The following is a 12,416-nucleotide window of genomic DNA, read 5'->3' as shown; positions in this document are numbered from 1 at the left end:
ATTTATTCCCCAAACCGATTTACTTTCTAAACTATAAGAGCTATCCTTTTCCCATGAAGAACATCGGCTTCCTCTCGTTCGGGCACTGGACGCCCTCGCCGCAGTCGGGCACACGCTCGGCCCGCGACGTGCTGCTGCAATCGATCGATCTGGCCGTCGCCGCCGAGGAACTGGGCGCAGACGGCGCGTATTTCCGCGTCCACCACTTCGCGCGGCAACTGTCCTCGCCCTTTCCGCTTCTGGCGGCCGTGGGGGCCAAGACCAGCCGCATCGAGATCGGCACGGGCGTCATCGACATGCGCTACGAGAACCCCTTCTACATGGCCGAGGACGCGGGATCGGCCGACCTGATCTCGGGCGGTCGTCTGCAACTGGGCATCAGCCGGGGCTCACCGGAACAGGTGATCGACGGCTGGCGGCACTTCGGCTTTGCGCCCGCCGAGGGCCAGAGCGAGGCCGACATGGCCCGGCACCACGCCGACGTGTTTCTGGACCTGCTGGAGGGTCGCGGCTTCGCCCAGCCCCACCCGCGCCCGATGTTCCCGAACCCGCCGGGACTGCTGCGCCTGGAACCGTATTCCGAGGGATTGCGCGAACGGATCTGGTGGGGTGCGGCGACCACCGCCACAGCGGTCTGGGCCGCGCAGCGGGGCATGAACCTGCAGAGCTCCACCCTGGTCTTCGACGAGAGCGGCCGGCCCTTTCACGAGCAGCAGGCCGAGCAGATCCGGGCCTACCGCGCCGCGTGGGCCGAGGCCGGACACACCCGGACGCCGCGCGTGTCGGTCAGCCGCAGCATCTTTGCCCTGACCGATGACCGCGACCGCATGTACTTCGGCGGACAGGGGCAGGACCGCGACCAGTTCGGGCGGATCGACAGTGCGCGGGCCGTGTTCGGGCGCAGTTACGCCGCCGAGCCCGACACGCTGATCGAGGAGCTGCGCGGCGACACCGCGATCGCCGAGGCCGATACCCTGCTGCTGACGGTGCCGAACCAGCTCGGCGTGGAGTACAACGCCCACGTCATCGAGTCCATCCTGAAGGATGTGGCACCGGCGCTGGGCTGGCGATGAGCCGGGGGAACTGGACCCCGCCGTCAGGACGTCAGGCCCGGTACATCTCGAACAGCTCGATCAGGATGCCGTTGTTGTCCCGGAAGAACGCGTACCGGTCGCCGCCGGAGCCGGGCACGGTCGCGGGTTCCGAGACGAACTCCACCCCCCGCGTCCGCAGCAGGTCGCGGGTCGCAACGATGTCGTCCACCGCCAGTGCCACGTGCCGGAGCCCGTGCACCCGCAGATCCTGGGCGTTCTCCGGGGCGGGCACAGCCCCGCTGACCTCGAAGAGTTCCACCCGGACGGCCCCGTGGCGCAGGAAGGCGGCCCGCGCCGGCAGGACCGCGACGTCGTAGGCGGCCTCCAGTTCAAAGTCGAGTGTCGCGGTGTACCACGCGATGGTCGCGTCGAGGTCGGGCACGGAGAGGCCGAAGTGATGCATGGAGAACTGGAGTCCGGTCATGGCCGCAGTGTTCCGCCCGCAGGAGCGGCCAGCCAGGGACGCGCGGACGGGAGGACGGAAAAGACCACCCTGGGCTCCGGCGTCACCCGCTACCATGCGGCCGTGACATCCTCCGAACTCGGTCTGGGGGCCACGCTGCGGGCGTGGCGTGACCGGCTCAACCCGGCCGGGGCGGGGCTACCGGTCACGCAGCGTCGGCGCACGGCCGGGCTGCGGCGGGAAGAACTGGCGGAGCTGGCCGGCATTTCCGTCGATTACCTCGTCCGGCTGGAGCAGGGCCGGGCGGCCACGCCGTCTGCGGGGGCAGTGGCGGCGCTGGCCCGTGCTCTGAGGCTGGACGCCGCCGAGCGAGACCACCTGTACCAGCTGGCCGGACTGCAGCCGCCCGCGCCGGCCGTCATCGAGGACGCCGTGCCGCCGGGCGTCCAGCGGCTGGTCACGCGCCTGGGCGACGTGGCCGTGGCCGTGTTCACCGCCGACTGGCGGCTGGTGTGGTGGACCCCCACGTGGGCGGCCCTGCTGGGCGACCCGGCGGGCGTTCCACCGGAGGAACGCAGCCTCGTGCGGGCCCGTTTCCCGGTGCCGGGGCAGGCGGGACGGGTGGAGGCCTGGCCGGTGCAGTCGAGCAGCCTGGAGGCGTCCAACCGGGCCATCGTCGCCGATCTGCGCCGCGCCAGCGTCCGCTACCCCACCGATACCCGGCTGGCCGATCTGCTCCAGCGGCTGATCGCCGGGAACGCGACCTTCGCGGCCCTGTGGCGGGGCGGCGCCGTCGGTCAGCACACCGAAGACTGCAAGACGGTCGAACACCCGGTCGTGGGCGACATCCACGTGGACTGCGACGTGCTCTCGACCGGCGACAGCGATTTTAAGATCGTGGCGCTGACGAGCCCGCCCGGCAGCGAGGATGCGCGCCGGATCGACCGGGCCCGGCAGCGGCTGGCGGCCGACGTGACGGCCGTGTGACGCACCGTCCCTCACCGCCCCCCTCCCCTACACTCCGCCCATGCGCCTGTATTTGTCGTCGTTCCGGATGGGCAACCACACGCACCGGCTGCTGGACATGCTGCGGGGTGGCCGCGAGACCGCGCTGATCCGCAACGCCGTGGAGGGTCAACCCTTCCGGCAGGACTCGCTGGATCGGGACGTGGGTGACCTCGAACAGCTCGGACTGGATGTCACGGTGCTCGATCTACGGACACTGGGCGCGGTGGAGCAGTTGCCGGACTTCGACCTGCTGTTCGTGCGCGGCGGGAACGTCTTCACGCTGCGCCGCGTCCTGGCCGAGACGGGGGCAGACGCGGCGATTCTGGAACTGCTGCACGCAGACGCCGTGGTGTACGCGGGTTTCAGCGCAGGACCGTGTGTGCTGTCGCCGGATCTGCGTCCGCTGGCAGCGGTCGATCCGGTCAGCGATGCGACCGATCTGGTCACGACGGGCCTGGGCGTCCTTGATCGGCTGTTCCTGCCGCACGTCGATTCGCCGGGGCACCCGGAGACCGCCGACTGCACGCGCCTGGCCGACGGGCTGGCCGCCCAGGGCCTCCCGCACTGGCGGCTGCGCGACGGCGACGTGCTGGTGCGGGACGGCGAGCGGGATGAGCTGCTGACGTGAGGGCAGGCGGTACGCTCTGGGCATGCTCTACGTCACGTCCGGTCTGCCCGGTACCGGCAAGTCCACGCTGGCCCGGCAGCTCGCGCCGCACCTGCGGGCCGCCTACCTGCGGGTGGACACCGTGGAGGCGGCCCTGCTGCGCTTCGGCATCCAGGCCAGCGTGGAGGGCTACGCCGTATCGTACGCCGTGGCCCTGGACAACCTGCGGCTGGGGACGGCCGTGGTGGTGGACGTGGTCAATCCGCTGGCCGTCACGCGGGGGGCGTGGGCAGGCGTAGCTGCGGAGGCCGGAACGCCGCTGGTCAACATCGAGGTCGTCTGCTCAAACCCGGCGGAGCACCGCCGGCGGGTGGAGGTGCGGCACGACGACCCGGCGAACCGGGCGGGCGAGTGGACGCCGCCCACGTGGGCCTCCGTGCAGGCGTTCGCGCAGGAGTTCGAGCCGTGGCAGGGCGAGCGCGTGGTGGTGGACACCGCCGGGCGGACAGCGGAGGAGGCGTTCACGGCGCTGCGGGCAGCACTGGGGGTCTAGCACGCGGCCCGGCTCATTCCCGCGCTTCTACCTCGGCCGTCTCCTGCGGATACCGCTGGCGCCACAGCGCCCAGCCCTCCTCCGGGAAGGCCTTTTTCGCTTCCGGGGCGAACAGGGCGGCGCCCTCGTGTTCCAGGGCGGCGTCGGGGCAGGGAATGACCTCCGTGTCCTGCATGGCGGGGTGCTCGGACCACTTGATCAGGCGGCCGGAACCGCCCCAGGGGTCGTCGGTGGCCCACACGATCCGCCCGATCCCGAGCAGGGCGCTGGCGCCGCCGCACATCAGGCACGGTTCCAGGCTGGTGTACAGGGTCAGGGTCTCCGGCGCGTCGAGTTTGCCCACCTGGAAGTAGACGTCCATCTCGGCGTGCGCCACGCTGGCGTCGCCGACGTGCTCGGCGCTCTGCGCTTCACCCACGCGGTTGCGGCCCCGCGCGACCACGTGGCCGTGGGCATCGACCAGCACAGCCCCGACGGGGGCACTGCCGGCCTTCTGGCCCTCGTGGGCCAGGGCGAGGGCCTCGCGCAGGTGGCGGGCGTGGTCGAGGGGAGTCCGGGCCGCGGGCGTGTCGGGCATGCGCGCACTGTAGGAACGGCCAGGGCGCGCGTCGGTGAGTCTTCTCCCTTTGGCTGCGCTTGAGAAATGAACAAGGAGCCCGGAGGCTCCTGTCGTGGGTGCGGCGGTCCGGGCATGACCCGGCCTCGCGGCTCGCGCGCCCGTTTTTAACGATCCTGGAGGTGGGCGCCTCCCTCAAGTGCATTCGTGTACATCGTGGTCTGCACTGCACGGCCCTTTCGGGCCAGAACGTAGAGAATAGCATGGCGCGGCATGTCTGTCAATTTCCTGACGGTCAGTTCACGGCGCGTTCGCGGCCGGCCCACAGCTCGCCGCGCAGCACGAACTTCTGGAACTTGCCGCTGGCGGTCTTGGGCAGGTCGTCGCGGAACTCGTAGTGCTTGGGCACTTTGAAGCCCGCGAGGTGCCCCCGCACATGGGCGCTCAGGTCGTCCGGCGTGGCGCGTTGCCCGGCGTGCAGGGCGATGAACGCACACGGCACCTCGCCCCACTTCTCGTCGGGCATGGCGACCACCACGGCCTCGCGCACGGCCGGGTGGGCGTACAGCACGCCCTCGACCTCAACGCTGCTGATGTTCTCGCCGCCGGAGATGATCACGTCCTTGTTGCGGTCGCGGATCTCGATGCGGCCGTCGGGGTGCGTGACCGCCACGTCGCCGGTGTGGAACCACCCGCCGTCCAGCGCCCTGGCGGTCGCGTCCGGGTTGCGGTAGTAGCCCTTCATGATCAGGTTGCCGCGCACCATGATCTCGCCCAGGGTCGTGCCGTCGTGCGGGGTGGGGCTCAGGTGATCGTCCATCACGTCCACCTCGCCCGCCAGGAGCATCTCGAAGCCCTGCCGGGCGATCAACGGCGCGCGCTCGGCGGTGGGCAGCGCTTCCTGCGCGGCCGAGAGTTCCGCCACCGTGACCAGCGGGCTGACCTCGGTCAGGCCGTACACCTGCGTGACGTGGAAGCCCAGGGCGTTCATGTCCGCGATGGTGCGCGCGTGCGGCGGACTGCCGGCGGTGGCGACCCGCACCGGGCGCGTGAGCTGCCGCGCCTGCGTGGGGTCGGTCAGCATGCCCAGCACCGTCGGCGCGGCGCACAGGTGCGTGACGCCGTAGGTCTCGATGGCGTCATAGGCGTGGTCGGCCCGCACGACGGGCAGAGTGACGTGCGTGGCACCCACCCCGAAGGGGCTCCACACGCCGCCCCAGCCGTTCGCGTGGAAGTCCGGCAGGGTGTGCAGGTACACGCTGTCCTGGTCGGCCTTGAAGTAGTAGATGGTCTCGATGGCGTTCAGCAGGGTGTTGCGGTGCGTGAGCATCACGCCCTTGGGGCTGGACGTCGTGCCGGACGTGAAGTTGATGGTGATCGTCGCGTCCTCGTCGGTGATGGGGATGGGAAGCGTGGAGGCGTCCTGTGCGCCCAGGCGTTCCTCGAAGGCGGCGCCGGCCGCGCCCTCGCCCATCACCCACACCTCGATGCCCTGCTCGCGCGCGACGTCCTGCACACGGTCGTGCAGGCTCTCGTCCACTAGGAGGAGCCTGACCTCGGCGTGGCGGAGCTGGAACGCGTATTCCTCGGGCGTCAGGCGGGTGTTCAGCGGCACGAGCACCGCCCCCGCCCACGGCACGGCGCTGTAGGTCAGCAGGCCCTGGTGCGTGTTGGGGGACAGCACGGCCACGTGCGCGCCCGCGTGCCCGGCCGACTGCACCGCGCGCGCAAGCTGGAAGATCCGCCCGCCCCACTCGCGGTAGGTGTAGCGCGGCCCGCCGGGCTGGATCACCGCCACCTTGTCCGGGTAGACGGTCACGCCGCGGCGCACGAGATCGAGCGGGGTCAGGGGGATGTTCATGGTGGGCCTCCGGGTGGGGGACGGGCACGGGGATTGTCGGTGTCCCCACTCTACGCCCGGCCCGGTTCAGTCCAGGTTCAAGCGGAACGCGGCCGCGCTAGCGTGGCCCTGTGGAAACCCAGGTGATCGTCCTCAACGGCGGCTCCAGCGCCGGCAAGTCCAGCATCGCGCGCGGCCTGCAAGACCTGCTGCCCGCGCCGTGGCTCACGCTGGGCACCGATACCCTGGTCGCGGCGCTGCCCGCGTCGCTGCGGGAGGCCGGCAGCGGCATCGGGTTCGGCCCGGACGGACAGGTGAAGACCGGCGCGGTCTTCCGCGCCCTGGACGTCGCGTGGAGCGCGGGCGTGGCCCAGATAGCCCGCTCCGGCGCCCGCGTGATCGTGGACGACGTCTTTCTGGGCGGCGCGGCCTCGCAGGCGCGCTGGCACGGGGCCCTGGTGGGCCTGGCCGTGCTGTGGGTCGGTGTGCGCTGTGACCCGGCCGTCGCGGAGGCGCGGGAGCGGGCGCGCGGGGACCGGGTGCCGGGCATGGCCCGCACCCAGGCCGATCTGGTGCACGTGGGCGTGACCTACGACCTGACGGTGGACACGACACACATGGACGCGCGGAGTGCCGCACAGCACATTGCCGCGCACGTGATGTGACAGGCGCCGCTCAGGTGCGCGCGGGCCGGGTCTCGACCCAGTGCACCGCGAGGCCCGCGAGGATGCCCCAGAACGCCGAGCCGATACCGAGCGGCGTGATCCCGCTGAGGGTGACGAGCAGGATCACCGGCACGGCGAGCGAGCCCGCTCGGCTGCCCTGGAACGCGGCGCCCAGGCTGCTGGCGGTCGCGGTCAGCAGGGCCAGCCCCGCGAGCGCGGCGAGGGCCTGGGTCGGCAGCACGCCCATCAGGTGCAGCACCGTGCCGGCGAACAGGCCGACCACGATATTGAACGCGCCGGCCCACACGGCGGCGGTGTAGCGCTTGCTGGCGTCGGGGTGCGCCTCGGGGCCGCTGACGATGTTCGCCAGCAGCGCGCCCAGCGTGAGGTTGTGGCAGCCGAACAGCGCCGCGCCGACGCTGGCGACCCCACAGGCCCGCAGCACCGGCCCCGGCGCGGGCTCGTAGCCGTTCGCCTTGAGCACCCCGAAGCCCGGCACGAACTGCCCGGTGAACGCCAGCAGCGTGAGCGGCAGCGCGAGGTTCAGGGTGGCGTGCACGCTGAACGCAGGCATCACGAACTGCGGCCGGGTGAGTTCCAGGGGCACCGGCGCGCCGCTCAGCAGGCCCAGGCCGGCGCTGGCCGCCACGCCGGCCACCAGCACGCCCGCGACCGCCCAGCGCGGCGCGAGTTGCCGCAGCACGAAGAAGGTCAGGATCATCGCGCCCACCAGCAGCGGCATCTGCCCGAAGGCCTGCAACGCCCGGAAGCCGAAGGGCAGCAGGATCGCGGCATTCAGCGCAGCGGCCAGCGGCGCGGGGATCGCCTGGAGCGCGCGGGTCAGGGGCGGGAAGGTGCCCAGCAGGATCACCAGCACGCCGGAGGTGATGAACGCCCCGACCGCCTCCGGAAAGGGAATGCCGGGCAGCGCGGTCACCAGGAAGGCGATGCCGGGCGTGCTCCACGTGCTGAGGATGGGCATGCGCGTGCGCAGGCTGAGGGTGATGCCCACCAGACCGGTGAAGATGGCGTGCGCCCACAGCCACGACATCGCAGTCGCGCTGGAGAGGTGGGCGGCCTGGGCCACCGAGTAGATCAGGACGTTCGGGCCGGCCCAGCCGATCACCATGGTGATCAGGCCGCTCAGCAGGGCGCTGGGGTGCGTGTCGCGCCAGAAGGTGCGCGGTACAGGGGCCACGGTCGTCATGCCCAGCAGTGTGCGCCGCGATTGGCCTGCCCGCCAGGGGCAATGGACGGCCCATTGGACTGCTCATCTGCACAGGTGGGCCGGATTGGCCTGCTACGCTGCGCGCATGACCACCCCCGCGCTGCCGGATGCGCCCCGCTGGGCGGCGCTGCTGGGCGGCTGGCGCGCCCACCCCGGCCCGCTGCACGCCCGCCTGACCGCGGCGCTGCGCGGAGCGATCACCGCCGGACAGCTCGCGCCGGGCGAGCGGCTGCCGGCCGAACGCGCCCTGGCGGCGCTGCTGGGCGTGAGCCGCAGCACCGTGGTCGGCGCGCTGGACGACCTTGCCGAGAGCGGCTGGGTCACGCGGCGGGTGGGGAGCGGCACGCACGTCTCCCCCACCGCGCCGCGCCGGTCGCCCGTCATGACGCTGCGTACGCCCGTCGCGGTGGGCGGCCCGCCGGACGACACGCTGGACTTCACCATCGCCGTGCCCCTGCTGACGAACGCGCAGCGCGTGCGGATGCGCGGGGCCGCGCAGGACGCGTTTGTCGAGAGCGTGTACCACCCGCACGGCCTGCCGGAGCTGCGCGCCGTGCTGGCCGAGGTGTACACCCGCGAGGGCCTGGCGACCCGCCCGGAGCAGGTCGTGGTCACCAGCGGCGCGCAGCAGGCCATCTCGCTGATCGCCGCCACCGTGCTGCGCCGCGGCGACCACGCCCTGCTGGAGACGCCGACGTACTTCGGGGCCATTGACGTGTTCCGGGCCGCCGGCGCCGAACTGCACGGCGTCCCGGTGGGCGAGCGCGGCGTGAACCCCGACGACTTCGCCCGCGTGGTGCGCGCGCACCGCCCGCGCCTGGCATTCCTGACGCCCACCTACCACAACCCCACCGGCACCGTCCTGTCGCCCCGCGACCGCGGGCGCGTGGCCGGCGTGATCGCGGACGAGGCGCTGCCCACCATCGAGGACGACACGCTGTACGACCTCGGCTTCACGGACACGCCGCCGCCCGCCCGGCTGAGCACCCACGCGCCCGGAGCGCCCATCGTCAACGTCGGATCACTCAGCAAGCTGTACTGGGCGGGCCTGCGTGTGGGCTGGATGCGCGTGCCCGACGCCTACGCCGGCCCGCTGGGACAGGCCAAGACCCTCGCGGACTTCGGCGGCAGCCTGCCCGCACAGCACATCGCCCTGCACCTGCTCAGCGACCTGGACACCTTGCGCCGCGACCGCCGCGAGCAGGTGCGCGCCGCCCGCGACCTGCTGGCCGGCCTGCTGCGCGCCCACCTGCCCGAGTGGTCGTTCCGTACGCCGGACGGCGGGCAGTACCTGTGGATCGAGTTGCCCACGCCCGGCGCGAGCCGCTTCACGCACCTCGCCGCGCCCTACGGCGTGCGCCTGTTCCCCGGCGCGAGCATGGGCGTCGAACCGCTGCCCGACCGGTACCTGCGGCTGCCCTTTACTCTCGACCCCGAGCGCCTGCCCGACGCCGTGCTGCGCCTGCGCGCCGCGTGGGCCGAGTTCCGGGCGCGGCCTGGGTCGGAGGGGCTGGCGTAGGGCGGTCTGAAGGTCTAACCGCTGTCACTCCGGCATGCGCGAGCGCCAGCCCCGCTTCTCCAGCGTGCGGAAGTCCCCGGTCTGCGCGATGGAGCGCAGGTACGCGGCGAGATGCCACAGTTCCATGTCGGACTCCTCTCCCGTCCACGACGTCACGCGGACGAGATGACCGTACCCGCAGGCGTAGTTCCCCGGCACGTCGTCCACCGCGAGGATGCGGCCACGTGGATAGCGGGCGCGCAGCCACCCGGCCCGGAACTTGCGCGCGGGCTTGCGCTGGCGCAGTTCCCCGTCCTCGCCCCGACGCCACGAGCAGCGCTCCCTATCCCACAGGAACACGGCGCGGCCGGCCAGATCAAAGCCCGTCTCCGCGTGGAGCACGCTCAGGCCCCGCCGCATCCAGTCACCGGACGCCGCCGTCCACACGGCCAGATCGAAGTCCTGCGAGACGTGATCCAGAAAGAGGCCGAGATGCGGACGCAGGCTGAACTGGATATCGGCGTCGTCCGTGGCCTCCATGCCATACCACAGCGTCTCGTCGAGATCGAGCACCAGCAGGGGCCGGGGAAACGACGTCATGGCCTCAGTGGGCCGCCTTGCGCCCCGGCCGCAGGTGCAGCAGCGCGACGATGATCCCGCCCACGATCAGACCCACGACGGCGGAGCCCAGCGTCTCGACCAGCCACTCCACCACGCCCTCCAGCGCGGGAATGGCGTGCCCGGCGGCCACGGCGGCGTCATGCAGCGCGTGGTACGGGCCGGCCACGCCGAATTCCTCCAGGCCGACCAGCAGGATGTGGCCGCCCACCCACAGCATCGCGGCGGTGCCGATGACCGAGAGGGCCGCCAGCACGGCCGGCATGCCGCGCACCAGGCCCCGGCCGAGCGCGCGGGCCGCGCCGGTGCCGCTGCGGGCGAGTTTCAGGCCCAGGTCGTCCATCTTCACGATCAGGCCGACCACGCCGTACACGAGAGCGGTGATCAGCACGGCAACCACGACCAGGATCAGGGTGCGCGACAGCAGCGGCTCGTCGGCCACCTCCGACAGCGACAGGGCCATGATCTCGGCCGACAGGATGAAGTCTGTGCGGATCGCGCCCGACACCATCTGCCCCTCGTGCTGCGCGCTGGAGAGCGTGGCGGCGTCCTGGGGGGCCTCATCGTGGTGCGCGCCGCCGGAGACCGCCTCGTAGACCTTCTCGGCGCCCTCGAAGCACAGGTACGCGCCGCCCAGCATCAGGATCGGCGTGATCGCCCACGGCAGGAACTGGCTGAGCAGCAACGCCGCCGGGAGGATGAACACCACCTTGTTGCGCAGCGAGCCGCGCGCGATACGCCAGATGATCGGCAGTTCGCGGTCCGGACTGAAGCCGGTGACGTAGCGGGGCGTGACGGCCGTATCGTCCACGACCACCCCCACGGCCTTCATGCTGGCCCGCCCGGCCGCCGCACCGATGTCGTCCACGGACGCCGCCGCAAGGCGCGCGATGGCCGCCACGTCGTCGAGCAGGGCCACGAGACCGCCGCTCACAGGGCGGCACCGGGGGGTGGGCAGGTCAGGCGGGCAGTCATCAGGCTCCCAGCGTACCGGGCGGCGCGGCCGTGGGGGCAGAGGCTCAACGATTCCGGAAGTGACCCGGCCGCCGCACGGGAGTACGGTGGCGCATGACCGACGCGACGCACGGCCGCCTGACCGGCCCGCCCCCCGCCGCCCTGGAACGCCTGCTGGACGAGGGCAGTCCCTTCACGCCGCCACACCGCGTCCTGAACGGTCTGGACGCGGCGCAGGCGTGCCAGCGGGTGCCCGGCGCGCCGCACACCGTGGCGGAGATCGTCGCGCACCTGCGTTTCTGGCAGCTCTACACGCTGGCCCTGGCCCGCGGCGAGCAGCCCGCCACGCCCGAGCACGCCGCGCTGGGCTGGCCCGCCGCCACCGAGGACGGATGGGACACCCTGCGCCGGGACTTCCTGGCTGGCCTGGACGCCATGAAGACGGTCGCGCGCACCGGCGACCTGAGTCTCCCGGTGCGCACGACCGACGCGCTGGGCTACGAACTTGTCCTCCACGCACTGCACAACGCCGTGCATCTGGGCCAGGTCGTGCAGCTCCGGCAAATGCTGGGCGCGTGGCCCCCACCCGGCGGCGGCGACACGTGGTGAACCCGGCCGCGCCAGCGCGGGCCTACTTGTGCCCGTGCTCCTTCTTGTACTGACCGGGCGGCATCCCACCGGGTTTCTTCTGGAGGCCGCGCGCCTTCTTCCACGCGGCCTGCCGGCCCATCACCTCGGTCAGCGTCCGGCGGCGACCATCCCGGTCACGGACGACGATCGACTGCGGGGCGAGCGGCTGGGCGCGCGAGACCGTCACGGGCTGCGCCAGCGGGTAGATCTCGCGGATGGTGCCGGTCGGCGTGGCGGTCATGACCTGCACCTGCGTGATCCGCGTGGTGGTGGGATACGCGGGCCGCACGACGATCCCGCCCTGCGGATTCAGGGACGCGACCGGCTGCGCGGTGGTCGTCAGGAACGTGACCTGCACGCCCTGCGACAGGAAACTCACCACGTTCGACAGCGTCTGCACGACCGGCGGGAACTGCACGCTCGCGCTGATGTTCACGCTCAGCGACTGCGCGCCCGCCACGCCAGCGGCAGGAACGAGGGTCAGGGCAGCCAGGATCAACGCTCTGTGCATGGATAACCTCCGGGTCGCCGCGTGGGCAACCGTACACCCCCACCCTGCCGCCCGGAACTGACGCCCAACTGAACCGCGCCTGCACCAACAGTTGAGAATCCGGGGGAGGATCAGGTGGGTGAAACCAGGCCGCGTCGTCCCCTGTCCATGGAAATGCCCGACCTGGAGCGGAGATTACGGTGGCCAGACGAATTAAGTCGGGTGAGATAGTCACGTAACACCTCCTCCCCGACAGGGAGCACTGAAAACCG

14 protein-coding genes are annotated in these 12,416 nt (G+C 71.8%); 7 read left to right on the top strand and 7 right to left on the bottom strand.

Annotation, left to right across the window (positions count from 1 at the left end):
• The first annotated feature begins 53 nt into the window (after positions 1–53).
• Complete coding sequence (locus HNQ07_RS14495) at positions 54–1,073, top strand: LLM class flavin-dependent oxidoreductase (protein WP_184113013.1); 1,020 nt, start codon at positions 54–56, stop codon at positions 1,071–1,073.
• A 31-nt stretch (positions 1,074–1,104) separates the two neighbouring features.
• Here HNQ07_RS14495 and HNQ07_RS14490 read toward each other — a convergent pair whose 3' ends face one another.
• The gene (locus tag HNQ07_RS14490; RefSeq protein WP_221275085.1) at positions 1,105–1,518 is read right to left on the bottom strand and encodes a VOC family protein; all 414 of its coding nucleotides are present in this window, start codon (positions 1,516–1,518) and stop codon (positions 1,105–1,107) included.
• Between the two features lie 102 nt (positions 1,519–1,620).
• On the opposite strand from HNQ07_RS14490, the gene HNQ07_RS14485 reads away from it, so the two are divergent.
• The 3 genes from HNQ07_RS14485 to HNQ07_RS14475 are packed head-to-tail and all read left to right on the top strand — an operon-like array spanning position 1,621 to position 3,665.
• A complete protein-coding gene (locus HNQ07_RS14485; protein ID WP_229832022.1) occupies positions 1,621–2,484 on the top strand; it encodes a helix-turn-helix domain-containing protein in 864 nt (287 codons plus the stop codon).
• Positions 2,485–2,524: 40 nt separating this feature from the next.
• The gene (locus tag HNQ07_RS14480) at positions 2,525–3,133 is read left to right on the top strand and encodes a Type 1 glutamine amidotransferase-like domain-containing protein (protein WP_184113011.1); all 609 of its coding nucleotides are present in this window, start codon (positions 2,525–2,527) and stop codon (positions 3,131–3,133) included.
• A gap of 22 nt (positions 3,134–3,155) precedes the next feature.
• The gene (locus tag HNQ07_RS14475) at positions 3,156–3,665 is read left to right on the top strand and encodes a P-loop nucleotide/nucleoside kinase family protein (RefSeq protein ID WP_184113009.1); all 510 of its coding nucleotides are present in this window, start codon (positions 3,156–3,158) and stop codon (positions 3,663–3,665) included.
• 13 nt (positions 3,666–3,678) lie between these two features.
• Here the strand turns inward: HNQ07_RS14475 and HNQ07_RS14470 are convergent, their stop codons facing one another.
• Together HNQ07_RS14470 and HNQ07_RS14465 are read right to left on the bottom strand one after the other, a co-directional pair.
• Positions 3,679–4,242 carry a nucleoside deaminase gene (locus HNQ07_RS14470; RefSeq protein WP_184113007.1) on the bottom strand — a complete coding sequence of 188 codons (564 nt, stop codon included), beginning with the start codon at positions 4,240–4,242 and terminating at the stop codon, positions 3,679–3,681.
• A 274-nt stretch (positions 4,243–4,516) separates the two neighbouring features.
• A complete protein-coding gene (locus tag HNQ07_RS14465; protein WP_184113005.1) occupies positions 4,517–6,082 on the bottom strand; it encodes an AMP-binding protein in 1,566 nt (521 codons plus the stop codon).
• 110 nt (positions 6,083–6,192) lie between these two features.
• On the opposite strand from HNQ07_RS14465, the gene cpt reads away from it, so the two are divergent.
• Positions 6,193–6,726, top strand: coding sequence for a chloramphenicol phosphotransferase CPT (cpt, locus tag HNQ07_RS14460; RefSeq protein ID WP_184113003.1), 534 nt, complete (start codon positions 6,193–6,195; stop codon positions 6,724–6,726).
• 10 nt (positions 6,727–6,736) lie between these two features.
• Here cpt and HNQ07_RS14455 read toward each other — a convergent pair whose 3' ends face one another.
• A complete protein-coding gene (locus HNQ07_RS14455; RefSeq protein WP_184113000.1) occupies positions 6,737–7,933 on the bottom strand; it encodes a benzoate/H(+) symporter BenE family transporter in 1,197 nt (398 codons plus the stop codon).
• A gap of 106 nt (positions 7,934–8,039) precedes the next feature.
• Here HNQ07_RS14455 and HNQ07_RS14450 point away from each other — a divergent pair, with 106 nt between their 5' ends.
• A complete protein-coding gene (locus HNQ07_RS14450) occupies positions 8,040–9,473 on the top strand; it encodes an aminotransferase-like domain-containing protein (RefSeq protein WP_184112992.1) in 1,434 nt (477 codons plus the stop codon).
• Between the two features lie 24 nt (positions 9,474–9,497).
• Here the strand turns inward: HNQ07_RS14450 and HNQ07_RS14445 are convergent, their stop codons facing one another.
• A complete protein-coding gene (locus HNQ07_RS14445) occupies positions 9,498–10,052 on the bottom strand; it encodes an HAD family hydrolase (protein ID WP_229832020.1) in 555 nt (184 codons plus the stop codon).
• Positions 10,053–10,056: 4 nt separating this feature from the next.
• A complete protein-coding gene (locus HNQ07_RS14440; RefSeq protein ID WP_184112990.1) occupies positions 10,057–11,004 on the bottom strand; it encodes a DUF808 domain-containing protein in 948 nt (315 codons plus the stop codon).
• 134 nt (positions 11,005–11,138) lie between these two features.
• Between HNQ07_RS14440 and HNQ07_RS14435 the strand changes: the two genes are divergently transcribed.
• Positions 11,139–11,633, top strand: a complete 495-nt coding sequence (locus HNQ07_RS14435; protein ID WP_184112988.1) for a DinB family protein — start codon at positions 11,139–11,141, stop codon at positions 11,631–11,633.
• Positions 11,634–11,655: 22 nt separating this feature from the next.
• Here HNQ07_RS14435 and HNQ07_RS14430 read toward each other — a convergent pair whose 3' ends face one another.
• Positions 11,656–12,165, bottom strand: coding sequence for a hypothetical protein (locus tag HNQ07_RS14430; RefSeq protein ID WP_184112986.1), 510 nt, complete (start codon positions 12,163–12,165; stop codon positions 11,656–11,658).
• Between the last annotated feature and the right edge of the window lie 251 nt (positions 12,166–12,416).

It is taken from the genome of Deinococcus metalli (assembly GCF_014201805.1).
In the GTDB taxonomy this organism is placed as follows: domain Bacteria; phylum Deinococcota; class Deinococci; order Deinococcales; family Deinococcaceae; genus Deinococcus; species Deinococcus metalli.
Note: the sequence above shows the minus strand (reverse complement) of the source record. Positions and strands in the feature narration are given on the sequence as shown.

Coding starts and splice junctions, on each gene's coding strand:
- HNQ07_RS14495 (WP_184113013.1), top strand. CDS start 54: ATGAAGAACATCGGCTTCCTCTCGTTCGGGCACTGGACGCCCTCGCCG.
- HNQ07_RS14490 (WP_221275085.1), bottom strand. CDS start 1,518: ATGACCGGACTCCAGTTCTCCATGCATCACTTCGGCCTCTCCGTGCCC.
- HNQ07_RS14480 (WP_184113011.1), top strand. CDS start 2,525: ATGCGCCTGTATTTGTCGTCGTTCCGGATGGGCAACCACACGCACCGG.
- HNQ07_RS14475 (WP_184113009.1), top strand. CDS start 3,156: ATGCTCTACGTCACGTCCGGTCTGCCCGGTACCGGCAAGTCCACGCTG.
- HNQ07_RS14470 (WP_184113007.1), bottom strand. CDS start 4,242: ATGCCCGACACGCCCGCGGCCCGGACTCCCCTCGACCACGCCCGCCAC.
- HNQ07_RS14465 (WP_184113005.1), bottom strand. CDS start 6,082: ATGAACATCCCCCTGACCCCGCTCGATCTCGTGCGCCGCGGCGTGACC.
- HNQ07_RS14455 (WP_184113000.1), bottom strand. CDS start 7,933: ATGACGACCGTGGCCCCTGTACCGCGCACCTTCTGGCGCGACACGCAC.
- HNQ07_RS14450 (WP_184112992.1), top strand. CDS start 8,040: ATGACCACCCCCGCGCTGCCGGATGCGCCCCGCTGGGCGGCGCTGCTG.
- HNQ07_RS14445 (WP_229832020.1), bottom strand. CDS start 10,052: ATGACGTCGTTTCCCCGGCCCCTGCTGGTGCTCGATCTCGACGAGACG.
- HNQ07_RS14435 (WP_184112988.1), top strand. CDS start 11,139: ATGACCGACGCGACGCACGGCCGCCTGACCGGCCCGCCCCCCGCCGCC.
- HNQ07_RS14430 (WP_184112986.1), bottom strand. CDS start 12,165: ATGCACAGAGCGTTGATCCTGGCTGCCCTGACCCTCGTTCCTGCCGCT.